Genomic DNA, 23,473 nt, shown 5'->3' on the forward strand with positions numbered 1-23,473 from the left:
GTTAAGGAATTTGAGCCTCAGAATGATTTATTTGTAAGCTGATATACACCATCGAAATTATAAATGAGATATAAATATTTGAGAATCAAAATAATGGTAGATTTGTGGAAGATAAAACTAAATAGTTTAGTTTTATTATATTTGAGAAAATCTAAAAGTCAAAAATGTTCCTTACTGAATGTCCGCGTGATGCAATGCAGGGTTGGGGAGAATTCATCCCCACAGATAAAAAAATAGACTATATCAACTCCCTGATGGATGTTGGCTTTGATGTGCTGGATTGCCTGAGCTTCGTATCTCCAAAAGCAATTCCGCAGATGGCCGACTCTGCTGAAGTTGCCGAAAATATTGATAAATCCAGATCCAATACGAAAGTTTCTGCCATTATCGGAAATTACCGAGGCGCAGAAAAAGCCCTTAAACACCAATCAGTAGATATTATCGGATTTCCGTTTTCTATTTCTGAAACTTTTCAGCACAGGAATACCAATAAAAGCCAGGAAGAGGCCTTCAATGAAATCATTAAAATGCTGGAACTGGTAAAAAGTGAAAACCGGCAGCTGAATGTCTATTTTTCAATGGCTTTTGGAAACCCTTACGGGGAAATGTGGAAATGGGAAGATGTGGATTTCTGGGCGCAGCGTTTTTCGGAAATAGGAGTTAAAGATATTTTACTTTCTGATACTACGGGAGTTGCAACACCGGAGACCATCTCTCTTTTATTCGGGAAAATTCCTGCAAAATATCCTGAAATTAATTTCGGAGGACATTTTCATAACCGGTATGAAGATTCTTATTCTAAATTAAAGGCAGCATACGATCAGGGTTGCAGAAGGTTCGACAGTGCCATTAAAGGAATCGGCGGCTGTCCGATGGCAAAAGATGATCTTGTGGGAAATATGCCGACTGAACAGGTAATCAACTTTATGAGCGTGGAAAAAGCAGAGCATAAGCTTAACCTTCTGAACTTTGAAAGTGCCTATAATAAGGCGAAAGATATTTTTCATTTTTAAATATGAAAAAGTTTTTTATCACCATTCTTATTATCTTTTCTTCAGGAATTTTTGCGCAAAAGGTAGAGAAACTCTTTAATGAAGAGAAATTTGAAGAATTAACGGCGCTTGAAAAAGAAAGCTCTGCGTTTACCGGCGAGGAATTGTATTACTTAGGCTTTGCATTTTTCAGGCAGGAAAATGACGAAAAAGCAATTGAATATTATAATAAAGCTTTACAAAAAGGCTTTGATAATGCTCTTGTATATTATCACATCGGCCTTTCTAATATGTATCAGAAAAAATATGATGAGGCTTTGAAAAATATAAATTTAGGACTTGATTCTCACCCTCTTGCTGAGTTTTATTTTGAAAAGTTACGGATTTACAGCATCTTGGAGGATTCTGTTAACCAGGAAAAAACTTTTTTAGAGGCACTCCAAAAATCGGGAGAGAAGGATAGTTGGTATTTGAAAATAGTTTTATTTGCAGGAGGTTTTTATTATAGCCAGAAGGATTATAAAAAATCTGAAAAAGTTTATAAAGATGCTATTTTATCTTTACCAAAAGAATATGAACTGTACACCAAGCTGATAAAATCCTTAAATGTTCAGAACAAATTTTCAGAGGCAGATTCCTATTTTGAGAAAATGAGAACTTTCTATGAATATAAAGAGCTTCCGGAGGATGAAATGAAGTTTAAAAACCTTAATGTGGATCAGTTCAACTGGAAAAATCAGGTTGTGAATATCCATAAATATTTTGAAAAGCCAAAAGAGATGCTTCAGCCTTTGTATGTTTTGTATTTAATTAATGAAAAAGGAGACAAAGTGGAGCGTAAATTCAAAATTGAAAAAACGCTTCAGGTTGAAAAGACAGATCCACAATTCGTCATTTGTGAAGAAACAAAGAGCGGACATTCCACTTATCCGATCGGTTTTAAAGATGCCGGTTTTACTTTGGAAGAATTACGGACATTCTTAATAATAAATACAGAGTTGCGGCTTCTTTAGAACATAATTAAACAACAGATATGCAATCCATCATCTCACCTTCAGAACTAAAAAATCTTCCAACAGAAAATCTTGTAATTCTTGATGCAAGAGCAGGAAAAGATGTTTACCAAAATTATTTGAAGAAACATATTAAAGGAGCGAGATTCATTGATCTGGATAAGGACCTTGCTGAAATCGGTGAAGATGCTGCTTTTGGAGGAAGACATCCGCTTCCGGAAATCAAAAAATTTGCAGAAACACTTTCCCATCTTGGAATTTCAGAAAATAGTCATATTGTTATTTATGATGATAAAAACGGGGCTAACGCTGCCGCAAGAGCCTGGTGGATGCTGAAAGCTTTCGGATTGAAAAATGTGCAGGTTCTGGATGGAGGTTTTCAAAATGCTGGAAAATATGATCTGGAATTCTCATCAGGGGAAGAAGCATTTGAAAAGGCTGATATTATCAAAAAAAATAAATGGCTACTTGCATTATCAGCCATAGAAGATGTTGAAAATGAACTAAAAAGCAATGAATCAACAGTGATTGATGTTCGGGATGCATACCGCTATAATGGAGAGTCTGAACCGATAGATCTTATTGCAGGTCATATTCCGGGAGCCATTAATATTCCTTTTTCTGAAAATCTCGATGAAAACGGGAACTTCCTTGCTCCTGAAATATTAAGGGAAAAATATTCAAAATTATTGGAAGATAAACCCGGGAATCTTATCATTCACTGCGGTTCCGGAGTGACTGCCTGTCATACGATTTTAGCGTTGGAATATGCCGGTTTTGAAATTCCGTCTTTATACGTAGGTTCATGGAGTGAATGGAGCAGGAGGGAAGGTAAAGAAATAGCAAAAGAAGTGTAATTTCCTTATGATTCTCGGATGATAGTGAATAGATATAGATAGATCATGAAACAAAATAAAGGCTGCCAAAAATGGCAGCCTGATTTATTTAAACTTAAATTTAAAGCATGCCCAGCTCAAATTTGGCTTCCTCACTCATCATATCCTTATTCCAGCTTGGTTCGAAGGTAAGTTCCAGATCAACACTTTTTACGTTTTCCACTTCTGCTACTTTATCTTTTACTTCCTGAGGAAGTGTTTCAGCAACTGGACAATTGGGAGTCGTAAGGGTCATGATGATCTTAACATCCGCATCATCGGAAATCTGAACATCGTAAACCAGCCCAAGTTCATAGATATCTACCGGAATTTCAGGGTCATATACGGTTTTTAAGACGTTGATGATCTCTTCACCAATGTCAGCAATCTGATCGTCTGTAAATTTCATTTTTTAATCTAAATTGATATACCTTTTCAACAAATCTTCCTGACGCATGCGCCGGAAAATGTTTGCCAAAGTTAAGACATCTTTTTCACAATAGTCTATTATTCTTTGCAAGTCTTTCTCTATGTAGTAGATTGATGAAACCATTGAGCCGTCGATATCGTCTTTCGGCGTAGGAATTCCGAAAAGATGCGCCAGTAATTCCAGCGAAACAAAGCTTTTGTAATCCCCGAATTTCCAAAGTTCCATCGTATCGATATGAGGAATTTCCCAGGGTTTTTTCCCGAACATCTGAAACGGCACGGGAGGCATCATGCCATTAATCAGAAACCTTCTGGCAATCCACGGAAAATCAAACTCTTTACCGTTATGGGCACAAAGTATTACTTCCCGAAGCCGCAGACTGTTAAATATTTCTCCGAATTCCAGTAATATCTTTTTTTCATCATGCCCGGCAAAACTTTTAATTTTTAAGGTATCATTCTTTTCAAGCATCCCGATCGTAATGCAGATAATTTTTCCGAATTCGGCCATAATTCCTGCTTTTTCCGAATAAAAATCCTGTGCAGAGATTTCATCTTTTCTCTGGTACTTCGTTTTTTTATCCCAAAGCATCTGTTCGGATTCCGATAGGTCTTCCCATGATCCGGAGCCCGGAACTGTTTCAATATCAATAAATAAAATTCTTTCTAAAGGAATGTGTTGTATCATTTGTTTTTATTTTATCCTACCTGCATTCCGTTTTTCACAGGTAATGAAGGTGTAAGTAAAGTAACGTCTTTTTTATCTTCACCATAAACGCCCAGCACGAGGCATTCGCTGAAAAAGTTGGCAATCTGCTTTTTAGGGAAATTAACGACGGCGAGAACCTGCAGGCCAATCAATTCTTCTTTACTGTATAATGATGTAATCTGTGCCGATGACTTTTTAATCCCCAAATCTCCAAAATCTATTTCCAGTTGGTAAGAAGGGTTTCTGGCCTTTTCGAAATCATTGGCTGAAATAATGGTTCCGCATCTGATATCAATTTTTTCAAAATCTGCCCATGAGATTTCAGGTTTAATGGTCATGATGTATTGATTTATTATTCTGTTTCAGTCTTCTTTTATGCATGTTATAGCAAAAGTATTAAAATAATGAAACTTACTTGATGTTGTGATATAAAATTTTATACTTAAAAATCAGACCATTATGAGTTTTTTAATATTTTTTCAGCCATTCTATGCAAGATTTACCTAAAACGGGATTTACCTAATGAGTACTCAGGAATAATGTGTAATGCTTAAATTTTAAGATAATGAAGATAAAAAAAGTACTTCGTTTTGTGATGCTTGCCGCAATTGCCATATCCGGAATGTCATTAATATCCTGTATGGATGATCAGTATGTACCTGTTCCCGTAAAAATCAGCGATGTCAACGGGAATTACAGAGCACGGCTGGTAACTTCCAAAGGAATAAATGTGAATGAAAAAATCATTGACTTTAATGCAAAAGACAGCCTGATCACTTTTAAGGATTTTCCGGTAAGAGAAATTGTGAAAACACTAGTGGCAGATCCAGTGAAAGCCGATACAGTTTTAGCACACTTAGGGAAAGTTGAATATAAAATAAAGTTTAAGTCAAAACTGAAGGTAGATCAGAACCTGGTAGAACTTGCCTTAGAACCTCAGATAATGGCTTTTCAGATTCCGGTTGACGGAGTACCAAAAGATGTTGCCATAACAATGACAGCCAAGCAGAAAGGCTTTTATGTAGGATACGATACATCCCTGAGATTTGGATGGGAAGCAGAAAAAATAAACATTGGAGGAGTAGATATAGCTCCTTACCAAACCATAAAATATGAAATCCCGATCAGTATTAAAAATTAAGTAATGGTTATTGGCGGATAGACAGGTTTCAATTTGAGGCAGCCTATCTTTGTATTATGTTAAATAAATGGCCGTCCCGGACGATGCCATAAAGTTAATGAAGGAAAATAGCGAACAGATTTTGGTAAGCCGTCTTTTACAGAAGGAAGAAACGGCCTGGAAGGAGCTTTTCGAGGCTTATTCAGGTAGCCTTGCCTATGTCTGCTCAAGATATATCATTGACAGGGATCAGGTAAATGATGTTTTGCAGAACAGCTTTATCCGGATGTTTCGCTCTATAGAATCTTTTGAATACAGAGGAAAAGGTTCGCTTAGGGCATGGATTACCAGAATTGCTGTTAATGAATCTTTAAAGCACATTAAACAAAACGCCGACTTTAAAATCATGACCGATGAAGCTGATATTCCGGATACAGAAACAGAAGATGATCCTGATCTGGATGAAATTTCACAGCAGGAAATTATGGAAATGATCCGGACGCTTCCTGATGGTTACAGAACAGTTTTTAACCTCTTTGTTTTTGAGGAAAAAAGCCATAAAGAAATAGCCGAAATACTAGGAATTGCAGAAAATTCTTCAGCATCACAGTTTCACAGGGCCAAATCAATGCTTGCCCGGAAAATAAAAGAATATAAAATGTCTAAAACAGCGCAATATGAGTAATGAATGGTTAAATGAGCTGCGCAGGAAAATGGAAGATCACACAGAAGATGTTCCTGATGGATTGTGGAGAAATATCAGTGAAGAGTTATTTGTGGAGGACGAGACCAAAAGCATTCCGGGTCCCGTTCCGAATGATCTGAAAGCGCAGAAGGGTGTTATATTTAATCTGCCGTTACTGTACCGTATTTGCGGTGTTGCCGTGGCCATTGCTGTATTCTTAATTCTGGGCGGGCTATTTTATTTTAACGGAAATAAACATCAGCCTGAAATTAAAAAACAGTATACTGTAAAAGATAGTTTTCAGGGAAAACCTATATCTAAGCCAGTAGGAAATTATTCCGGAAAAGACTTTGGAAATCAATTTTTTAGCGTTAACCAAAAAGAAGGGAAGAAGGAGAATTTGACACCTGAATATCTTAAAAAGTCTTTGACCAAGATACATTTTTTACCAGGAATTGATCAGGGTGAAAGATTAAAAATTTCTTCACAAAATGAAGTTTTTACTGAAAACAAATCAGCTCAAAAAGAAGACGTAAAAAGTATTGCGGCAAAACCGGCTTTTGAAGAAACGGAAACGTATGCCCTGACGACAAAAGAGGAGAGAAAACAGAAAGAAGAAGCGGAAAAAATGAAAGCTCTGGCATTTGCCAAAACGAAAAGCAAATGGATGCTTGGTTTGGGAACGGGTAATGCCTCTTCAAATACCACTGATCAGTTTCCCGGTTATGCCTCGCTCAATGGTTCAACGCCCAGCCTTCCTGAAATGTGGAGTCTGGGATCCGGAGAAGATCCGCTGATGCAAATTCTTCTCGCCAATCAGGATAAAAAAGTTGATGCCACCATAAGACATAAAACCCCTGTTACTATTGGTGCTTCTGTTTACAAAAATTTAGGCAAAAAATGGAGCATCGGGACAGGAGTTAATTATACCAGGCTTTCTGCAGAACTTACCTCCGGAAGTCCTTCCGATTTTATCAGCAGTGAACAGAATATTTATTACATGGGAATTCCGGTTCAGGTAAACTATAATGTTATTCAGAAGGGAGTTTTTACAGGATATATTACCGGAGGCGGAACTGTTGAAAAAGCTGTTTCCGGAAATATCAGGACGAAATACATTGTAGATGGCGTGATAAAGCAGGAAACTAAAGAAGAGATCGGCGAGAAACCGGTTCAGGTTTCGGTAAATTCGGCTGTGGGCGTTCAGTTCAGGTTGATAAAACATATCGGAATTTATGCAGAACCTGGTATTGGCTATCATTTTAATGACAACAGTGCGCTCAAAACCATTTATAAAGAAAAGCCGCTGAATTTTAATCTAAAGTTCGGGGTCAGAATACTATTGGATTAAAGAAATATCGAATCACAAAATAATTATATATGAAAACAAAACTAATTTTTTTAAGTATTTTATTATTCAGCTTTTTACAGCTTAACGCACAGCAATGTACTCCAGAAATTATCAGTCCGAGACTGGGAGCCATGTTTGCAGAAAGAATTCTCTTTTGTAATGCGGAGACAGAAACGCTTTCTACGACCCAAACGTACGGAACGTATCAATGGTACAAACAGCAGTGGGACTGGCAAACGCCAAATAACAATCCGTGGGTAGCAATTCCCGGTGCCACATCCCAGACGTTAACGATCAACGGAACCGATGATATGCTGTACTATTTCAAAGTTGAAGTAACACAGAATGACTGTACGGCGCAAAGTGCTCCGGTTCTGGCAGACGGCTACGCCTACGGTCTTCCTTTTATGATGGCAGACTTCCAGCCGGGAACTTTTGAAGAGACCGCACCCGGAGTGTATAATGTTTGTGACGGCGCTTCGGTACAGCTCAATGACGGCTTTCCGCAGGTATACGGAACGCATACGTGGTTTAAATGTATTCCGGGAAGCAATCCTCCTTTACCTTCAGATCCTTGTATCATTGCAGGAGAAACAGGAGATTCTTATACCGCAACCAATTCCGGGACTTTCGGGTTTTATGCCTGTACGGAATATTGTCCGGATCAGTGCGAGATGCTGAGCGATTTTGCTTTTATCACCTTAAATTTCGGAAACTTCAGCTTCTGCTCCAATCTCGGGACGGGAGAAACCAAACCTAAAGAAAATAACCTCAGCGTTTATCCGAACCCTGCTTCACAGGTCATCTATATCGGAAAAGAATCTGATAAAAAATATCCTGAAGTTTCCATCATTGATATGTCCGGAAAGCTGATCCTGAAAAAGAAGGATCACCGGTTTTCTGAGGCTATTGATGTAAGTGCAGTGGTTCCGGGAACGTATTTTATCGTATCTAAATCTGCGGATGGAAAGGTGTACAAAAATAAATTTATCAAGAAATAAGTATTTGAGATATTTTGGATTTAATTGATTGAAAGGCCCGGAGTTAATTCGGGCTTTTCTTTTAGAAAAAATATTTTATTTTTGCATCAAAACACAGACGATGCTGATCAAAATTTACGGAAGTGCAATACACGGCGTCTCGGCGCAAACCATCACCATTGAAGTTAATGTAGACACCGGGGGAGTAGGATATCACCTCGTAGGTCTTCCCGATAGTGCTATCAAAGAGAGCAGTTACAGGATCTCAGCTGCGCTGAAAAATGTCGGTTATAAAATTCCCGGGAAAAAAATTACCATTAATATGGCGCCCGCCGATCTTCGTAAAGAAGGTGCTGCGTATGATCTCAGTATTGCCATCGGAATTCTTGCAGCCTCGGATCAGATTCTTGCCGAAAATATCCAGGATTATATCATTATGGGAGAGCTTTCTCTCGACGGAACCTTACAGCCGGTAAAGGGCGTTTTGCCGATTGCCATACAGGCGAGAGAAGAAGGATTTAAAGGAATCATTCTTCCGAAGCAGAATACCCGTGAAGCTGCGATTGTAAATAACCTAGATGTTTTTGCTGCCGAAAATATAAAAGAGGTGATTGATTTCTTTAATGAAGGAAAACCGCTTGAGAAAATTGAAATTGATACCAGAAAAGAATTTCAGGAAAAAATTAATGATTTTCCGTTTGATTTTTCAGAAGTGAAGGGGCAGGAGACTGCCAAACGGGCAATGGAAGTTGCAGCAGCGGGCGGACACAATATTATTTTGATCGGGCCTCCCGGAAGTGGAAAAACCATGCTTGCGAAAAGAGTTCCCAGTATTTTGCCTCCGTTAAGTCTCAAAGAAGCTTTGGAAACCACAAAGATCCATTCCGTCGCGGGGAAAATGGGCGCGGAAACTTCATTGATGACGGTTCGTCCTTTCCGTGCGCCGCATCACACGATTTCAGATGTGGCGCTTGTCGGCGGTGGAGGTTATCCGCAACCCGGAGAGATCTCGCTGGCACACAACGGCGTATTGTTTCTGGATGAGATGCCCGAATTTAAAAGAACCGTGCTCGAAGTAATGCGGCAGCCTCTGGAAGACCGTGAAGTAACAATCTCAAGAGCCAGATTTACGGTGAATTATCCCGCAAGCTTTATGTTGGTCGCCTCCATGAATCCCAGCCCCAGCGGATTTTTCCCTGATGACCCTAATAATACTTCCACGGTTTACGAAATGCAGCGGTATATGAATAAGCTTTCCGGCCCTCTTCTTGACAGGATTGATATTCATATTGAAGTACAGAAAGTGGAATTTGAACAATTGGCGGAGCGAAGAAAAGGTGAAAAGAGTGAAGACATTAGAAAACGTGTTCTTGTGGCCCGGGAAATCCAGAGGGAACGTTATAAAGATTTGAAAATAAGCTACAACGCTCAAATAGGCCCAAAAGAAATTGAACAGTACTGTAATCTGGATGAAACTTCCTTCAGCCTCATCAAAACCGCCATGGAAAAGCTTAATCTTTCGGCAAGAGCGTACGACCGGATCCTTAAAGTAGCCCGAACGATTGCAGATTTGGAAGAATCTGAAAGCATCCTTTCGTATCACGTTTCAGAGGCGATACAGTACAGGAGTCTGGATCGGGAGTTTTGGAATGGGTAGAAAAATGAATTTAATAAAACTTAGTTTTCCTTCTCTTGTTTTATTTTCCATTCATTTAATTTATTTTTTATATGAAAAAACGCTTAATTATTTTCATTTTTTTGATTAAAATATGTCATGCACAAAACAACAGAGATAAGAGAAATTATCTTGTATATGCTGCGCAAGTTAGCCTATATGACAAAGATTACAATCAATCATTAAAATACTTTACAAAAGCATTTAAATATGCTCCCGCACAAACTTCTTATGAATTGCTAGCTGCAGCTTCCGTAGCATTTAAACTCAATAAAGTAAAAATTGCAGAATCATACTTAAGAGAATCAATTACTAAATATAAAGTACCATTAGAACTGATAAATACTTATCCAAAATTAGCTCCCTATAAAAATTCAAAATTAATTAAGAAAATTAACGCTTCATATGATAACCTATTAAAAGAATATTATTCTCAGCTAAAAAATATATCTGCTTATCTGGAAGTAGAGCAACTCGTTACAAAAGACCAATATGTTAGATCACTGACTAATTATTATCTAGGAGTCAGTGATGAGGAGGGAGGGGAAATGTTATTTAATTATATTAATGCTGTTAATAAAAAAGATTCTTTAGGTATTGAGAAATATGGAAGATATGTAAACTTTAAAGATAAAAACCTTGAAAATCTGAAGTTTAAATTAATGGAAAATACAGATTCGTTAAATATTCAAAAATATATTGATATCACAAAAAGATACGGATATTTTGAAAATGGTTGGATACTGCTTTGGCATCATAGAGGAACATATAATGAAAGTAACTTTGTGTGGAGTTTTTTTAAGCCTTATCTTAATTCTGAAATTGAAAAGGGAAATTTGGAAAGAGATTTTTTTGCATCATTTGAAGACGATTACAATATATCAAAAACAGGAAAACAAAAATATGGTACTGAAGCACAATACGATATATATCCCATCGAAAATATTAAAAATGTAGATTTGATTAGGGAGAAAGTTGGGCTTCCGCCGCTTTATTATGATAAAATAATTTATGATATAGATATTCCGAACGATTATCTGATAGATGGAAAAAAGTTTCGTGAATCGATTTTTTCAAAAGTTAAATCTTTATGATATAATCACAGAAGAATTAGATATTATTTCAGATTTAATTTTGAATGGATTTTGTCATTAATTAACTCCACCTAAAAACTGATACTCGACAAAAAAAGACTGCTTGGAGGCAGTCATATTATTCTAATTCAATAGGGTTATAAGGTAAAGGATTAGACTTTACAGACATTTGAGAACCGTCAATATTATATGCTTTGCCATGAAAAAATCCAGGATTATCATGATACGATTGTAAAACGTTTCTAAACTTATCTCTTGTTACTTTATAGATACTTTTGTCATTGCGAACATAAATATCATTTGGTTGTTGGTTTACAGCAACTGCTTCAAACTGGAAATGTTTCTTATCATCTTCAATTGCAAGGATCAGACCCGGTAATCCTCCAAACACGTAAGGTCCATTATTAACAGGAATCTTATCAGTGTACCAAGCGGTATATTCCCGACCTCTATATTGTGTTTTTGCCTTTTTACATTCATACCCCAGAATCATTTTCTTTTCTCCACCCATATTCCATTTAAAAACAGGTATTTTCTCTTCATATTGATATCTATCTTTGGCCTTATCCTGAATAATCAAACTATCGGTAAGTCTATTTTTAAAAATAACACTGGTCCATATTTCTTTCACTTTAAGAAGTTGATTGATTTCTTTCCCCCCAATTCTTTCTTGATGACTGAATTTCTCAGTGATAGAATCTTGTTGAATACTTTTGTAATCAATAAATTTAGAATAATTATTATCCAGTTGTAAAATACAGAGAGTTTCTTTCTTGCTTTCAGGAAGATGAATATTATTAGAAAATTTTACCTGATAATAAATATTTAAATTACTTTTACCATACACTTTCACTTGATATTTTGGAGCCTGAAGTGTAAAATTATCAGGAAATGTAGTGTCTTGAGCTTTAACAAAATTAAAAAGCAAAACGAAAAGGACGGGTATAAATTTTATTTTAATTAGTTTCATCAAATTTAATTTTAATCTAAAAAATAAGACGGATTGAATATCCGTCTTATTTATTTTTTATGCTAGAGGGTATCCACACTTTTGTAAATTAAAATAAACTACATCACTTACAAATGAATCCAAACTGCTATAATCGCTTGCCTCTAAATAATACACAGCTCCACAAGGAGATGTTACTCTAATCCAATTATAGACAGCTGCTTTAGTTTTTTTATTAATAGCTTTCTTCTCAGTATTTGCTGACTTTTTGATTGTTTTTTTATCAGCATTACCCTTGGCGCTAATAAGTCCTGCTACACTAAGAGCAGCAATAAAGAAAATTTTTTTCATCGTTAAAATTTTAAATTAATTAAATTTTAGATTGCAATCTGAAAACAATATTATCAAATATTTTTTTTTCTGCAATAATGAAAATTAACTTTTTTATTATGTTAAACCCTAACACGAACTAAAAATAGGCATAAAATCTTATATGGATATTGCTGTATTATACAAGCAAGATTTTATCTATCAACCTGAGGAGATAAAACAACAAATTTTATTCGGTTCTAAATTCCCTTCTTCCCCTCCAAAATCATCTGTATCATTTTGACCTTCCTATTTTCGCGGGTTTCGGGCTTTTTGGCTTCGTTGATCCAGCGGATGTATTCTTTACGGTGCGTATAGCTCATTTTGTCGAAAAGAGCTCTGGCTTCGGGATTTTCATTAAAGAAGGTAAGAATATCATTGGCTATTTCCACGGTTCTTTCTTCTAAATCTTCAGTGAGGCTGACAGAAATTTCATCACCGAAATTCTTTCCAAGTTGTTTCCTGATTTCCTGGGTAATGCCTAAGATGTGGCAGTCGGATTTCATTTTGGCAAGGCTTCCGCGGTATTCTACTGTGTCATCGAAGACGGCTTTGATTTTCACCTGCCCTTTTTTGTTAAACAGTTCTTCAGTAGAAAAAGGAAATTCCACAAAAGCGGCATTCATGGTTTCGTGCTGCTTAATAGTTGCTTTGAATTGGATAGGCTGAGGTTTCATCAGGAATAAAATTTTAGAGCTAATTTATTCATTAAAAATAAAAAACCGCAAAAGAAACTTTCGCGGTTTAAAAAATTATATCAATAAAGATTATTTTCTTTTTCCTTTAGCAGGTGTTGCTTTAGGCATTTTTGTTTTGGTATCCGCAGGCGTGTTTTCGTCTCTTACCAATTGCAGTTCGTCGATTAATCTTCTTGCACCGGCGTATTTGTCAATCGTCCAAAGAACGAAACGAACGTCTACGTTGATGGTTTTCTGCCATTCCGGTTCGAAAACGATGTCACCGCTTAGTGCTTCACTGTTACCGTCGAATGCGATACCGATAAGATTTCCGTCGCCGTCGATAACCGGTGAACCGGAGTTACCTCCTGTAATATCGTTATTTGAAAGGAAGTTAACCGGCATGTATCCTTTAGCATCGGCATACTGACCGAAATCTTTAAGGTTGTAAAGGTCAATTACTCTCTGTGGAAGGTCAAATTCTTCATCCCCTTTCTTGTATTTTCCTACCAAACCGGTCATATCAGTATAATAGTTATCTGTAATACCGAAATAGTTTCTGTCAGTTCTGATAGGTAACGTATCTACTGTTCCGTAAGTAAGTCTCATCGTAGAGTTGGCATCCGGGTAGAATTTCTTTTCAGGCATTGCCTTCATCAATCCTGCTAAGAATAATCTGTTGTTTTTAGCAAAATTATCATCAATTTTTACGAATCTTTCCGCAGAAGCTCTTTGGTCTGCAACAAGTCCGTTGGCAATTTTCCAAAGCGGATCGGCATCCAGCTTTAATTTATCCGGATTCAACACGAAGTTGGTAGCAGATGTTTTGTTGGCAAAGATTGAAGAATAGGCAACATTAGAAAGATTTTTCGCATCAAGCCCCATGATGGTTTCAGAAGCCACATCTTTGTTTACTCTCGTCTGGTAAAGATTAACCATAGAGTTCAGCATTTCACCTTCAAGCTTGGTGTTGATATTTTCGTAAGCTGATTTTAGAGCAGCATCTACTTTTGGTTTCATCGCAAGCCTTCCTTTCATGTCCTGATCTGCATACGCTTTAAGCACGCTTCCTACCTGTAATGCTAAAGTAAAATACTTGGCATTTCTTGAAAGCTGAGACATATACATTCTCTCTACGTTTCTGTCTGAAGTCTGCTTATAGTAAAGCCCGATATCTTCTAAAACCGTTTCATATTCAGCAATGTTTTCAGGTCTTACCGCCCATGTTTTGAATTTTTCTTCTACTTTTTGCTTGTCTGTGATGGTTCCGTTTTTAATTACAGCATCAATAGTTCCCTGTCTGTTTTTCCAGTAGTTGGCTACAGAAGCATATTGAGAAGCATAATTCAGCTGAGTTCCTTTATCTTTATCCATGTACTTCTTCATTACGTCCATGGCTAATTTAGACGCTTCAACCCAAGCCGGATAATCCTTGTTAACCATCTGCTGGATTCCGTAAGAAGTCAGGTAACGGTTTGTTCTTCCAGGATAACCCAGGATCATGGAGAAATCTCCCGGCTTTACTCCTTTCAAAGAAACAGGAAGGAAATGTTTAGGTTTTAACGGAACGTTGCTTGGAGAATATTCTGCAGGGTTTCCGGCAGCATCTGCATATACTCTGAATACCGTGAAATCTGCCGTATGTCTCGGCCACTCCCAGTTGTCGGTATCACCACCGAATTTTCCTAATGCGGAAGGCGGAGCTCCTACCAATCTGATATCTTTATAATCCTGATAAACGAAATAATAAAACTCGTTTCCGTTGAAGAAATCTCTTACGACTACTGTGTACTTTCCGTTCTCAGAATTTTCAGACTGGATCGCTTTGGTTTCAGCATCGATCACTGCTTTTCTTTCTGCAGCAGACATGTTGTTGTTGAGTTTTGAATTGATTCTTTGCGTAGCGTCATCCATTCTTACTAAGAATCTCACATAAAGATCTTTAGCGTTGAATTCGTCTTTCTGTTTCATTGCCCAGAATCCGTTCTTTAAATAATCTTTTTCCGGAGTGGAAGCTGCCGCTACCGCGCCGTAACCACAGTGGTGGTTGGTGAAGATAAGGCCCTGCCCGGAAACAATCTCTCCCGTACAGAATCCTCCGAAGCTTACAATGGCATCTTTTAAGCTTGAATTGTTTACGGAATAAATTTCTTCCGGTGTAAGATGCAAGCCTTCTTTTTGCATATCTACACCATTAAGTCTTTTAATAAGCATTAACAACCACATTCCTTCGTCTGCCCTCATTTGCGCAAAACTTAAAAGGAAAGTGAATAGCAGAAGTATTCTTTTCATTTTATAAAATAATTTTTGTGTCGCTAATTTACTAATTTTTACCGTATTCTGGGCCCTGAATGGTATGAAATTGGATTTCATGTGACTATGAAAACAATATTCGTTTCGGTTTTGTGTGTTTTATTTTCAGGAATATTGCTGAATTGTAATGCCGTAAGCAGCAATACATCGCAAAACACTGACCAGAATTCCCAGCTTCGCAGGGAATGGATGCTTACCGCTTTCGGATCATATTCTAAGTCTGATCTGATCGCAAAAGATGCAAAAATCAATCTTACGGAAAAATCAGAAAACGGGAAAATTAAAGGAACTGCCTTCATGGGCTGCAACAGTATGTTTTTTACTTCGGAATTTAAGAATAACGGCAAGGTAAAAATGTCAGAAATAGGTTCTACACTGAAAGCCTGCCAGGATATGAAACTGGAAATGGATTTCTCAAAAGCGTTCAGGAATATAACGACGTATTCTGTAAAAGGACACTCTTTGACACTTACAGACGATCAGGGAAACCGGATGGAATTTATCGCAGCCGACTGGGATTAAAAATGAAAGCGAAGATTTTTTCTTCGCTTTTTTGATGGCGTACATCAGCCTTGTTTTATATAGTAATGTGTTTTTTTAGTTTTTGCCTGAAACTGCCCGCAGGATAATAGGTTCAAGGTTGGAAGGAAGGTCGGCAGATTTGATCTGGTATTTTTTGATTTTCATTTCCTTAAACCAGTTTTCCCAATATTCTTTAATGACATCTTCCTCAAATGGATTTCCTTTTACCGGATTGATTCCCAATACAATTACCTCAAGGTTTTCAAGATCATCATTCGCTTTAATAAATCCTGATTTTTCAGACTGAATTTTGGATTTATAATCCGAAGTAGTAAGCTTTAATGATTTGATAAGTTCAGGAGTTAAATAAGAAGTCATTTTGCCTTCGGAAAATTTGGAATCTTTATGATACATATATCCATCGGTAAGAATGAAAAGAATATTTCGGTGATCATCTTTAATACAATAATCTTTTACTTTATTTTTAAAGAACTCCCAAATATCCGAACCGATATATTTTTTATCCCGAATTGCAGACTGATAGATCTGTGAGGGGAGGGAAGCGTAAGTCTTTTCAACTTTCCGAATGTTGTCTTTCGTGGTGTTCCTGTCAAAAGAAACTTTGAGATCTTTAGTAAGCTCATTCATTTTCGGGTCTGAAGGTTCGGGATTGAAGAATACCTGCATCTGATCGTTAAGCTGAATCACTTTTTTAGTCTTAACATGATCCAGAAATCCTTTATCAATAGCTTTTATATATTCAATATCTCTCTGGAAATATTCCATGGTGGGATTAGAATTTTTCTCAGGGTCAATTCTGTCCGAAAGGTCAATCAATATACTGACGTTCAGATCTTTTAAATTCGTTGCATCTGTTGTGTTTTTTGAGTTAATGGTTTGTGAAACAGGGTCTTTAGGCTTTCCGCATTCAATAAATAATACGGAAGCCAAAATAATATAGAGTAGTTTTTTCATGGAATTTGTTTTTTATAGGACTGACATATAAACCGTGTTCTGGCTTTCCGAATTTGCACCTACTTTGTTGAGATTGTACGTGTACTGCTTTTTGCATTCTTCAATCATTTCCTGCTTTACCGGGTAAGAAACAACGAGCTTTTCGTTAATAAATGTGATCCAGCCCTGCATGTATTCGGAAGCGTAAAGCTTATAATCTTTGGTGGGAATAATGGTTCCGTCAATAATGTTCTGAAGCTCTTCAATCCTTCCTTTTGCTTTCGCGATAAGTTCTTTGATGCTTCCTATGCTTTGGCGTACTTCTTCTTTCTGTTTTTCAAGATCTGCTATTTTTTCTTTATAGATGAGGATATCTTTTTGTCTTTTGGTCTGTTCGTGTTTTATTTTATCCTTTTCTTTATGCTCTTTCATTACAAAATCAAACACCAATCCCCAGATAATGTAAACAATAAATCCTGCGAAAATAATTCCCCAAAACTGATTTTTTGTAAAGGCAATGGAAAGATCGAATGGAGGAGAATTGAACGTTCTGTTAAGCTCATATAATTTTGATTCAATTTCATAGGCTAGAATGGCATCAAACACGAAGGTGATCATAAAGAGCAGCGCAACTTTAGAATAATTCACGAAGTTTTTATTTTCACCAAACATATGGATCAAATATCCTAAGCCCAGGAAAACAAAAGGAATCAGTGTTACGAAAGCTCCTTCCAGAGGACCTTCAGCCCATGCCTTGTTAAAAGCCTGCGCATCTAAAACACTCTGAATAATATTGTTGTTGGCATCAAAATTTTTAAAAAATGCAGAATAGGAAGTAGAAATATAGAATGCAAACAGATATAAGCTGATGGGAATTAAAATAATCAACCCGATCCAAAATTTTGTGGAAGCGCCTTTTGTCGCTTTTACATTATAAATTTCAGGATTTCTCGGAAGATCGTTGATTTCAAATTTTATCTTCTCGATGGTTTCCTGTACCGCTTCAATATCTTCACCCAGCTTTTTAGCTGATCTTCCTTATTATCCAGCGAAACGGTAAGTCCTTTTATTTCAGTCTCTTTGTTTTTTTGCTCGTTGAGATAAGGCTCTTTCAGCTTATGCTGTTTGTCGCCCAGCTCTTTTTCTTCATTCTGAAATTTAGAATAAATGGCATCAAGGCAGATTGATAAAGCCGTATGATTTCCGTTGTTCCTGGAGCTGTCCCGGTATCCGGATTCATGATAGGTTCTTCTTCTGCTTTCTTCAGTAGATTCCGGGTTGGTTTCGATCTCGAATTTTACAGGCTCATCTTTCGGAATGTCTGCGGGAACAGGTTTCAATCTGAAAAGATTTTTGATGTTGGCGGTCATTGGGTTCATAGTGATTAATTTTTTAGGTCATTTAGAATATCTTGTTTGGTTTTTCCTTGTTTTACCGCTTCAATGAAATAGTCTGCAATGTCTTTCACATTTTCCTCCACAAACCCGAAAAGGGCGACATATTTATTGAGCGCTGATAATTCGTTTTCCGTAACAACTCCGTCTGCCCAAATCATTACGGTAAGATCGAAGAGGTATTCTACTTTTTCTTCAATGGTTTCGGGAATTAAAGATTTTGAATTGATAGGATTAAGAAGGATTTCATCCAGTTTCTTGGAAGAGATTCCTCTTTCTTCAGCCGTTTTGTAGAGCATTTTAAGTTCAAGAGGGCTAAAATCGTCATCGCAGATGGCCATTTGATAGAGTCTTAGAAAATGGGCTTTTAAATTTTCGGTTAATTGATTGGTTTCCATAGTTATTTAATTATTCTGTCTCTTGTTTTAGAAATTTCTTCGTGTTTTGTGTTGATTGTTTCGGAGGCTTTGGCTTTTTTCTTCGGAATTAATGTGTAGAAGTAGTAGAGAAATAAAAGTCCGACGATATAGTCAATGATTAGCCAGAACGGTTTCATGTAAAGATAAACCGGAAAGATGGGATTGAATATGATGAAGATCAGTATAAAAGCAATCAGCCAAAAGCTTCTGGTTCTGAATTCATTAACGATAATGACAAGCGCCATAAATGAAACTAAGATCCTGAGGAAAGTATAGTATCCGTAAGGCCATTCGAAAATGCTGATGAAGCACAGAATGGCAGCGATTATGATGAGGTATTTCATGGTTATTTGGTGTTAGTCGGACTTTTATCTATAGTTAATTACAGCCGGAACAATACGATCTGTCTACATATTCTTTGCTGTTACCGGAATAATAATAACACCCGCCACGAGGTCCAACAATAAGCTGGTGTCCGTTATAGGTGCATCCTTTGCTTTGAGAATACGACCTTGAACTTCGTGATTTGCTTCTTTTGTTTTTTCTCTTCTTTTTAGATTGGTTCTTTTTCTTTGCGGTAAATTCTGTTGTGGAAGTAGTGTTTGTTAAGGCAGAAACGCTCGCCGGTAACAATAATCCTAAGCTTAACAAGCTTGTAAATAGTAGTTTTTTCATGACTATTAAATTGTTTTAATAAATAATTAGTTTTTGCATCCATTTTTATCGCAGGTTATCTTTTCATTGGTATTTGTCCAATGAGTTGGGTGTGCATTGGTGTCTGTACCGCATCCTGTTGTTCCTCCTTTTTGTCCTTTATGAACAATGTCTGTTGGGGTGTGTTTTACATTCATGATAAATACTTTTTTATTTGTTTAACATTCCAAAAGTATAAACCTTTCAAAACCAAACCTTACGGGAATCCGTAAAACCGGAAAAAAAGAAAAACCTTCCAAAAAAATTGAAAGGCTTTATTAAAATATGGATGAAAAAAAAAATGATGATCAGATAATCCCGATGTCCTTACAGAAGGCTACGAGCTGCTCGTTGCTGGTTACTTCCAGATCTTCCTTCAGGCTGTTAAGTTTCTTCTCTACACTGCTCAGGCTGTTGGGTTTGATATTTTTTTCTTTAAAGTGTTCAGGAATATGCTTTTGAAGAATCCCTTTTGAGAGATGGGATACCAAGGCAATATCATACGCCGAAAACTCATAGCTGTTAAGCTTTTTGACATCCTGCTTCAGATCGAGCGACAAATAATCTTCATTGATATACACGGAAGCGATGGATTTTTTAAGCTCTTTGGAATCGTTTCTTGCTTTCCGCACATAGCCGTTGATGTGATAATCTTTAAAAAGAGAATCAATAATACCGGATTTGTGTTCGGCAGAAAAGACGATCACTTTTAATGAAGGCTGGATTTCCCTGATCTTCTCAATCAGTTCCCTTCCGTCTTTGATCTGTTGGGTATGATGATCCTCCTCATAATACAGATCCGTGATCAAAAGGTCGTAAGGCTGCTGCTCGCGGAGGGATTTCTGAACTTTTGCTAACGCATCATCGCAATAATACACATAATCTACACTCGGAATATGAAGATCCTCCAACGTTTTCTGTACGGAAATACTGATACTTTCATGGTCTTCCGCAATTAAAATTTTCTTGAACATTGTTTTAGTTTTTTAAGAAACAGGAAATGAAATATTAATCTTCAGTCCTTTTTCAGTTTTGGTGTCAAAAATAATTGCTCCGCGGATAGCTTCTATACGGGAAACCGTAGAAGACAGCCCGTTTTTGTATAGTACATCACCCGGAATTCCGATTCCGTTATCCGAATAAGTAATGCTGATTCGATCTTCCATTCTTTCAAATCTGAAAGAAACCGTGTTCGCTCCGCTATGTTTTCTCATATTTACAAGAAGTTCACGGATAATTTGATACACTTCATCCTGTGCTTTTTCACTTACATTTTCCCAAAGATTTTTGTCGTTCCCGGCAATGTAAGTGTTGACGGACTCATTTTTAAACGAACCGATAAGCTCCGAAACTTTTTCGCTGATATTCTTCTGTTCATCTGCTGTATCGATTTTTTCGTAAGAAATATCCCTTGATTTTTCGTAAACAAATTCCAGTTCGTCAAGTGCCTTTTCTTTATCAAAATGTTCCTGATTTTCAATTTTTGTCATTACCTGGTAAATACCGTTGGCCACCACATCATGAACTTTTTTAGACATTTTGAGCTGGGTGTTTTTGATTTCGAGTTCTTTTTCCTGGTCAAGCCTTATTTTTCTTTTCCTATACCAAAAAATCCCGACAATTAAAACAATTATGAGAATACTAATTGCGAAATTTCTTTTTATTCTGTCAAACTTATTGTCTTCTACGAGTTTTTGATATCTGTCATTTTGTTGCTTAACCTCATATCGTACAATAGCAAACTGGTTTTTTGATTTTGTTTTTGAAATCTGTAAGCTGTCGTTTAATATTTGAAATTCATTAAAATATTTCAAATAATTTTCTTTATCAAGCTTAACTATTTTTTGTAGCGCTTGTGCCTGATCCTCTTTACTGTTTTTTTGCCTTGAAACGGCAAGCATTTTTTTAGCATATTCTAAAGCCTTTTCTTTATTATCCTTATCTAAAAAATAATTAGACAATGTGGCGTAACTTGAATTTTGTCCCAAAATATCATCATTTTCTTCCCTTATTTTTAAAGCTGTATAAAGTTCAGGCAGGGGATTGTAGCTTGGGTTCTCACTATATCTTGCTCTTGCCAGATTATTTAAAGCTCTTGCATAATCTGATTTATCCTTTGTTTGCAGTGCGATTTTAAAATTATTTATTGCCTGTTTATAATCCTTTATTGTTACTAATACGTCTCCTAAATTATTATGATATACGTATTTGTTTTGAGGATAATTCACATATTTTAATGCTAGTTTATAAAATTTAATTGAGTTATCAAATTCATAAAGATATGAAGAGTTGATTCCCAGGCTATTATAATTTGCAGCTAAAGACAATCTAGTTATACTATCGTTGACATTTTTAAGGAATCGATTACCCTCAAGAGAAGTTTCAATACTTCCGTAATAATCACCATTATCAGCCTGAATAATCGCCATATTGACTAATGATCTTCCAACTCCCGAAGAATCTTTGATGTCTAAATATGAATTCTTTGCTAAATTGTAATAATAGTAAGCGGAATCTCCGGTTAATCCTTTAGCTTTTTTATAATAAGTGGTGGCAATAGAATCATCCTGAATGTTTGATGTTTCCTTATTACAGGAAAACAGCAGAATCAAAAGGATGAATAAAAAATAGTTTTTCATGGTTGTCTGGTTATAGTTTTATTTTGCAAAGTAATAAAAAAGAGCAGATTAAAACAATCTGCTCCGTACCATATTTAATTATGGTTTTACAAGGGGTGGAGGAGTTTGTCCTGTATTCCCTCCTGTACTTCCGCCGTTACCCGGTCCGCCTGTTCCATCGTCTCCCGTTCCCGGATCAAATCCTGTACCGGGCTCTGTCCCGCCAGTGGAAGAATATTGCGTAATTGGCTGTCCGTTATTATCGTTGTTGCATGTTGCGGTATGGGCATTATTGTGTCCGAATGCTAAACCTAATAGCATTAATATAAATTGTAACATTGTGTCAAAAAATTTAATTGTTAAAGCATTCGTGTTCTTCTCTGCGAAACCGATCGCAGACAGTGTTACACGGTAAAAATTTCGAAGCGCTTCTTAAATTTTTTGGGAAGTGAACCTTCAAAAACGGAAGAGAAACATCTGCTTCCCAACCCGGAGTTTTCTTCCGTTTTATCTGGTGATTTTTGAAATCAGGTTTGAAAATCTATTTTTATTTAATGTTGTGTTTCTCAACTGATTTCTGAAGCAAAGATGCGAGAAAGACTCAAGCAGGTGTTAGACAAAACATGGACATCAATAGACAAGAATTTGTTACGGAATCCCGTAATGCGGCATGGTAGAAAATCACCTATTTTGTAATACCCTTAAAAAACTAATTATGTCCAAGAAAAAACTATTAATTAATGAAGTGTTTACAAAGGCAAAAGAAGAATCTCAACGAGATACTAAAAGCGGTCTGGCCTCTTACTTATGGCTATATTTCAAAGAAGATTTGGGATTTGAAATAAATGACAAAAGTTTCTCGCGATATTATGATACTTACGTAACTGGAAGTGGTGATATTAATATTCAACCGGATCGTCTAGATAGGCTGAGTGAATACATCGGGTATAAAGATTTTACAGATTTCTCAAGAACGTTTGTGAAAAGGGAAGAGGATGCCAACAAAACCACGGTGAAAATAAGCGTTGATCATGATGAAGAATCTTTAACCGAAAAGCTTTCGAAAATTATCATCAACATCACCAATGAACAACATTTTAAAATGCCGGAATTCATTAAGAAAAATGGATTAGGGATTTTAGAGATGACTCTTTTATTAATATTTGTTACCGGAGGAGTCTTTTTCCCAAACACTAAAAGTAATTCGCCAGGTTCTAAAAAATCCTTCGTATTTTCATTACTGGGAAATCAGGAAAAGAAATATATGTATTGGAATGGTGAAAGGTATATTGCAACAGACAGCAGTTATATAAGCCCTACATATAAAGTGATCGCGGCAAATGAAAATGAATTAGGCCATTTTAGAAAAATTACAAGAAAAGACACGATGACGGTTGAAAATTCATTAGGGAAAGTCTGGTGTTCAAAATGGAATAATGAAGTAGATTTTTTTACGATGGACGGCATAAACCCAGATAATGGGAAAGAATTAAAGTTGGCTTCTGAACATATGATTTCAAAATATTCAGGAAATCATTCTTTAGAACCCGAAGAATAATTTTCTTCACAATTATTTAAAACTCCATTAAACTCCTTCCCAAGATATTCCTTTACCTTCGTCTTTTTAAGATGTGTAAAGGAA

Annotated in this window: 28 protein-coding genes; 11 read left to right on the forward strand and 17 right to left on the reverse strand. The window is 36.5% G+C overall.

Features of this window, described 5'->3' with window-relative positions; all coding sequences use genetic code 11:
- Nucleotides 1-164: 164 nt before the first annotated feature.
- From ACYT6F_RS06005 to ACYT6F_RS06015, 3 genes are read left to right on the forward strand one after another with little or no spacing between them, the layout of a single operon-like run.
- Nucleotides 165-1,013: a hydroxymethylglutaryl-CoA lyase gene (locus ACYT6F_RS06005; RefSeq protein ID WP_472600331.1), complete on the forward strand. Its 849-nt coding sequence runs from the start codon at nt 165-167 to the stop codon at nt 1,011-1,013.
- A gap of 2 nt (nt 1,014-1,015) precedes the next feature.
- Nucleotides 1,016-2,005, forward strand: coding sequence for a tetratricopeptide repeat protein (locus ACYT6F_RS06010; RefSeq protein ID WP_472600332.1), 990 nt, complete (start codon nt 1,016-1,018; stop codon nt 2,003-2,005).
- Between the two features lie 20 nt (nt 2,006-2,025).
- Entirely contained in the window at nt 2,026-2,862 is an 837-nt protein-coding gene (locus ACYT6F_RS06015; protein ID WP_472600333.1) for a sulfurtransferase, read from the forward strand.
- A 100-nt stretch (nt 2,863-2,962) separates the two neighbouring features.
- Here the strand turns inward: ACYT6F_RS06015 and ACYT6F_RS06020 are convergent, their stop codons facing one another.
- The 3 genes from ACYT6F_RS06020 to ACYT6F_RS06030 are packed head-to-tail and all read right to left on the reverse strand — an operon-like array spanning nt 2,963 to nt 4,356.
- Nucleotides 2,963-3,289: an SUF system Fe-S cluster assembly protein gene (locus ACYT6F_RS06020; protein WP_029296148.1), complete on the reverse strand. Its 327-nt coding sequence runs from the start codon at nt 3,287-3,289 to the stop codon at nt 2,963-2,965.
- A 3-nt stretch (nt 3,290-3,292) separates the two neighbouring features.
- Nucleotides 3,293-3,997, reverse strand: coding sequence for a 3'-5' exonuclease (locus ACYT6F_RS06025; RefSeq protein ID WP_472600334.1), 705 nt, complete (start codon nt 3,995-3,997; stop codon nt 3,293-3,295).
- A gap of 11 nt (nt 3,998-4,008) precedes the next feature.
- Complete coding sequence (locus tag ACYT6F_RS06030; RefSeq protein WP_472600335.1) at nt 4,009-4,356, reverse strand: tRNA-binding protein; 348 nt, start codon at nt 4,354-4,356, stop codon at nt 4,009-4,011.
- 227 nt (nt 4,357-4,583) lie between these two features.
- Here ACYT6F_RS06030 and ACYT6F_RS06035 point away from each other — a divergent pair, with 227 nt between their 5' ends.
- From ACYT6F_RS06035 to ACYT6F_RS06060, 6 genes are all read left to right on the forward strand, one after another.
- Complete coding sequence (locus ACYT6F_RS06035) at nt 4,584-5,159, forward strand: DUF4840 domain-containing protein (RefSeq protein ID WP_472600336.1); 576 nt, start codon at nt 4,584-4,586, stop codon at nt 5,157-5,159.
- 67 nt (nt 5,160-5,226) lie between these two features.
- A complete protein-coding gene (locus ACYT6F_RS06040) occupies nt 5,227-5,823 on the forward strand; it encodes an RNA polymerase sigma factor (protein ID WP_472600337.1) in 597 nt (198 codons plus the stop codon).
- Entirely contained in the window at nt 5,816-7,174 is a 1,359-nt protein-coding gene (locus ACYT6F_RS06045) for a hypothetical protein (protein ID WP_472600338.1), read from the forward strand. Before ACYT6F_RS06040 ends, ACYT6F_RS06045 begins: the two co-directional genes overlap by 8 nt.
- A gap of 29 nt (nt 7,175-7,203) precedes the next feature.
- Nucleotides 7,204-8,175 carry a T9SS type A sorting domain-containing protein gene (locus ACYT6F_RS06050; RefSeq protein WP_472600339.1) on the forward strand — a complete coding sequence of 324 codons (972 nt, stop codon included), beginning with the start codon at nt 7,204-7,206 and terminating at the stop codon, nt 8,173-8,175.
- Between the two features lie 100 nt (nt 8,176-8,275).
- Nucleotides 8,276-9,811, forward strand: a complete 1,536-nt coding sequence (locus ACYT6F_RS06055; RefSeq protein WP_472600340.1) for a YifB family Mg chelatase-like AAA ATPase — start codon at nt 8,276-8,278, stop codon at nt 9,809-9,811.
- 71 nt (nt 9,812-9,882) lie between these two features.
- Nucleotides 9,883-10,923: a hypothetical protein gene (locus ACYT6F_RS06060; protein ID WP_472600341.1), complete on the forward strand. Its 1,041-nt coding sequence runs from the start codon at nt 9,883-9,885 to the stop codon at nt 10,921-10,923.
- A gap of 118 nt (nt 10,924-11,041) precedes the next feature.
- Here the strand turns inward: ACYT6F_RS06060 and ACYT6F_RS06065 are convergent, their stop codons facing one another.
- From ACYT6F_RS06065 to ACYT6F_RS06080, 4 genes are all read right to left on the reverse strand, one after another.
- The gene (locus ACYT6F_RS06065) at nt 11,042-11,893 is read right to left on the reverse strand and encodes a GLPGLI family protein (RefSeq protein WP_472600342.1); all 852 of its coding nucleotides are present in this window, start codon (nt 11,891-11,893) and stop codon (nt 11,042-11,044) included.
- Nucleotides 11,894-11,950: 57 nt separating this feature from the next.
- Entirely contained in the window at nt 11,951-12,223 is a 273-nt protein-coding gene (locus ACYT6F_RS06070; protein ID WP_472600343.1) for a hypothetical protein, read from the reverse strand.
- Nucleotides 12,224-12,441: 218 nt separating this feature from the next.
- Nucleotides 12,442-12,918, reverse strand: a complete 477-nt coding sequence (locus tag ACYT6F_RS06075; RefSeq protein ID WP_472600344.1) for a YdeI/OmpD-associated family protein — start codon at nt 12,916-12,918, stop codon at nt 12,442-12,444.
- A gap of 90 nt (nt 12,919-13,008) precedes the next feature.
- Nucleotides 13,009-15,210 (reverse strand): S46 family peptidase, encoded by a 2,202-nt coding sequence (locus tag ACYT6F_RS06080; protein ID WP_472600345.1) that lies wholly within the window; start codon nt 15,208-15,210, stop codon nt 13,009-13,011.
- 87 nt (nt 15,211-15,297) lie between these two features.
- Here ACYT6F_RS06080 and ACYT6F_RS06085 point away from each other — a divergent pair, with 87 nt between their 5' ends.
- A complete protein-coding gene (locus ACYT6F_RS06085; RefSeq protein WP_472600346.1) occupies nt 15,298-15,753 on the forward strand; it encodes an META domain-containing protein in 456 nt (151 codons plus the stop codon).
- A 75-nt stretch (nt 15,754-15,828) separates the two neighbouring features.
- Here the strand turns inward: ACYT6F_RS06085 and ACYT6F_RS06090 are convergent, their stop codons facing one another.
- From ACYT6F_RS06090 to ACYT6F_RS06135, 10 genes are all read right to left on the reverse strand, one after another.
- Nucleotides 15,829-16,728: a hypothetical protein gene (locus tag ACYT6F_RS06090; protein WP_309846278.1), complete on the reverse strand. Its 900-nt coding sequence runs from the start codon at nt 16,726-16,728 to the stop codon at nt 15,829-15,831.
- A gap of 12 nt (nt 16,729-16,740) precedes the next feature.
- Entirely contained in the window at nt 16,741-17,595 is an 855-nt protein-coding gene (locus tag ACYT6F_RS06095; RefSeq protein ID WP_472600347.1) for a hypothetical protein, read from the reverse strand.
- Nucleotides 17,596-17,681: 86 nt separating this feature from the next.
- The gene (locus ACYT6F_RS06100) at nt 17,682-18,086 is read right to left on the reverse strand and encodes a hypothetical protein (RefSeq protein ID WP_472600348.1); all 405 of its coding nucleotides are present in this window, start codon (nt 18,084-18,086) and stop codon (nt 17,682-17,684) included.
- A 5-nt stretch (nt 18,087-18,091) separates the two neighbouring features.
- The gene (locus ACYT6F_RS06105; protein WP_029296175.1) at nt 18,092-18,499 is read right to left on the reverse strand and encodes a hypothetical protein; all 408 of its coding nucleotides are present in this window, start codon (nt 18,497-18,499) and stop codon (nt 18,092-18,094) included.
- Nucleotides 18,500-18,501: 2 nt separating this feature from the next.
- Nucleotides 18,502-18,864: a DUF6804 family protein gene (locus ACYT6F_RS06110; RefSeq protein WP_472600349.1), complete on the reverse strand. Its 363-nt coding sequence runs from the start codon at nt 18,862-18,864 to the stop codon at nt 18,502-18,504.
- 34 nt (nt 18,865-18,898) lie between these two features.
- The gene (locus ACYT6F_RS06115) at nt 18,899-19,195 is read right to left on the reverse strand and encodes a hypothetical protein (protein WP_472600350.1); all 297 of its coding nucleotides are present in this window, start codon (nt 19,193-19,195) and stop codon (nt 18,899-18,901) included.
- Between the two features lie 26 nt (nt 19,196-19,221).
- Nucleotides 19,222-19,371, reverse strand: coding sequence for a hypothetical protein (locus ACYT6F_RS06120; RefSeq protein ID WP_409790159.1), 150 nt, complete (start codon nt 19,369-19,371; stop codon nt 19,222-19,224).
- Between the two features lie 150 nt (nt 19,372-19,521).
- On the reverse strand, nt 19,522-20,187 hold the full coding sequence (locus tag ACYT6F_RS06125; protein WP_288244381.1) for a response regulator: 666 nt from the start codon (nt 20,185-20,187) through the stop codon (nt 19,522-19,524).
- 12 nt (nt 20,188-20,199) lie between these two features.
- Nucleotides 20,200-21,852, reverse strand: coding sequence for an ATP-binding protein (locus tag ACYT6F_RS06130; RefSeq protein ID WP_472600351.1), 1,653 nt, complete (start codon nt 21,850-21,852; stop codon nt 20,200-20,202).
- Between the two features lie 78 nt (nt 21,853-21,930).
- Nucleotides 21,931-22,152: a hypothetical protein gene (locus ACYT6F_RS06135; protein ID WP_472600352.1), complete on the reverse strand. Its 222-nt coding sequence runs from the start codon at nt 22,150-22,152 to the stop codon at nt 21,931-21,933.
- 394 nt (nt 22,153-22,546) lie between these two features.
- Between ACYT6F_RS06135 and ACYT6F_RS06140 the strand changes: the two genes are divergently transcribed.
- Nucleotides 22,547-23,389 carry a hypothetical protein gene (locus tag ACYT6F_RS06140; protein ID WP_472600353.1) on the forward strand — a complete coding sequence of 281 codons (843 nt, stop codon included), beginning with the start codon at nt 22,547-22,549 and terminating at the stop codon, nt 23,387-23,389.
- The last annotated feature ends 84 nt before the right edge of the window (nt 23,390-23,473 follow it).

It is taken from the genome of Chryseobacterium sp. NG-CE01 (assembly GCF_055695505.1).

What these genes read in the sequence shown, in the direction of transcription:
- ACYT6F_RS06005 (WP_472600331.1), top strand. Translation starts at nt 165, where the DNA reads ATGTTCCTTACTGAATGTCCGCGTGATGCAATGCAGGGTTGGGGAGAA.
- ACYT6F_RS06010 (WP_472600332.1), top strand. Translation starts at nt 1,016, where the DNA reads ATGAAAAAGTTTTTTATCACCATTCTTATTATCTTTTCTTCAGGAATT.
- ACYT6F_RS06015 (WP_472600333.1), top strand. Translation starts at nt 2,026, where the DNA reads ATGCAATCCATCATCTCACCTTCAGAACTAAAAAATCTTCCAACAGAA.
- ACYT6F_RS06020 (WP_029296148.1), bottom strand. Translation starts at nt 3,289, where the DNA reads ATGAAATTTACAGACGATCAGATTGCTGACATTGGTGAAGAGATCATC.
- ACYT6F_RS06025 (WP_472600334.1), bottom strand. Translation starts at nt 3,997, where the DNA reads ATGATACAACACATTCCTTTAGAAAGAATTTTATTTATTGATATTGAA.
- ACYT6F_RS06030 (WP_472600335.1), bottom strand. Translation starts at nt 4,356, where the DNA reads ATGACCATTAAACCTGAAATCTCATGGGCAGATTTTGAAAAAATTGAT.
- ACYT6F_RS06035 (WP_472600336.1), top strand. Translation starts at nt 4,584, where the DNA reads ATGAAGATAAAAAAAGTACTTCGTTTTGTGATGCTTGCCGCAATTGCC.
- ACYT6F_RS06040 (WP_472600337.1), top strand. Translation starts at nt 5,227, where the DNA reads ATGGCCGTCCCGGACGATGCCATAAAGTTAATGAAGGAAAATAGCGAA.
- ACYT6F_RS06045 (WP_472600338.1), top strand. Translation starts at nt 5,816, where the DNA reads ATGAGTAATGAATGGTTAAATGAGCTGCGCAGGAAAATGGAAGATCAC.
- ACYT6F_RS06050 (WP_472600339.1), top strand. Translation starts at nt 7,204, where the DNA reads ATGAAAACAAAACTAATTTTTTTAAGTATTTTATTATTCAGCTTTTTA.
- ACYT6F_RS06055 (WP_472600340.1), top strand. Translation starts at nt 8,276, where the DNA reads ATGCTGATCAAAATTTACGGAAGTGCAATACACGGCGTCTCGGCGCAA.
- ACYT6F_RS06060 (WP_472600341.1), top strand. Translation starts at nt 9,883, where the DNA reads ATGAAAAAACGCTTAATTATTTTCATTTTTTTGATTAAAATATGTCAT.
- ACYT6F_RS06065 (WP_472600342.1), bottom strand. Translation starts at nt 11,893, where the DNA reads ATGAAACTAATTAAAATAAAATTTATACCCGTCCTTTTCGTTTTGCTT.
- ACYT6F_RS06070 (WP_472600343.1), bottom strand. Translation starts at nt 12,223, where the DNA reads ATGAAAAAAATTTTCTTTATTGCTGCTCTTAGTGTAGCAGGACTTATT.
- ACYT6F_RS06075 (WP_472600344.1), bottom strand. Translation starts at nt 12,918, where the DNA reads ATGAAACCTCAGCCTATCCAATTCAAAGCAACTATTAAGCAGCACGAA.
- ACYT6F_RS06080 (WP_472600345.1), bottom strand. Translation starts at nt 15,210, where the DNA reads ATGAAAAGAATACTTCTGCTATTCACTTTCCTTTTAAGTTTTGCGCAA.
- ACYT6F_RS06085 (WP_472600346.1), top strand. Translation starts at nt 15,298, where the DNA reads ATGAAAACAATATTCGTTTCGGTTTTGTGTGTTTTATTTTCAGGAATA.
- ACYT6F_RS06090 (WP_309846278.1), bottom strand. Translation starts at nt 16,728, where the DNA reads ATGAAAAAACTACTCTATATTATTTTGGCTTCCGTATTATTTATTGAA.
- ACYT6F_RS06100 (WP_472600348.1), bottom strand. Translation starts at nt 18,086, where the DNA reads ATGAACCCAATGACCGCCAACATCAAAAATCTTTTCAGATTGAAACCT.
- ACYT6F_RS06105 (WP_029296175.1), bottom strand. Translation starts at nt 18,499, where the DNA reads ATGGAAACCAATCAATTAACCGAAAATTTAAAAGCCCATTTTCTAAGA.
- ACYT6F_RS06110 (WP_472600349.1), bottom strand. Translation starts at nt 18,864, where the DNA reads ATGAAATACCTCATCATAATCGCTGCCATTCTGTGCTTCATCAGCATT.
- ACYT6F_RS06115 (WP_472600350.1), bottom strand. Translation starts at nt 19,195, where the DNA reads ATGAAAAAACTACTATTTACAAGCTTGTTAAGCTTAGGATTATTGTTA.
- ACYT6F_RS06120 (WP_409790159.1), bottom strand. Translation starts at nt 19,371, where the DNA reads ATGAATGTAAAACACACCCCAACAGACATTGTTCATAAAGGACAAAAA.
- ACYT6F_RS06125 (WP_288244381.1), bottom strand. Translation starts at nt 20,187, where the DNA reads ATGTTCAAGAAAATTTTAATTGCGGAAGACCATGAAAGTATCAGTATT.
- ACYT6F_RS06130 (WP_472600351.1), bottom strand. Translation starts at nt 21,852, where the DNA reads ATGAAAAACTATTTTTTATTCATCCTTTTGATTCTGCTGTTTTCCTGT.
- ACYT6F_RS06135 (WP_472600352.1), bottom strand. Translation starts at nt 22,152, where the DNA reads ATGCTATTAGGTTTAGCATTCGGACACAATAATGCCCATACCGCAACA.
- ACYT6F_RS06140 (WP_472600353.1), top strand. Translation starts at nt 22,547, where the DNA reads ATGTCCAAGAAAAAACTATTAATTAATGAAGTGTTTACAAAGGCAAAA.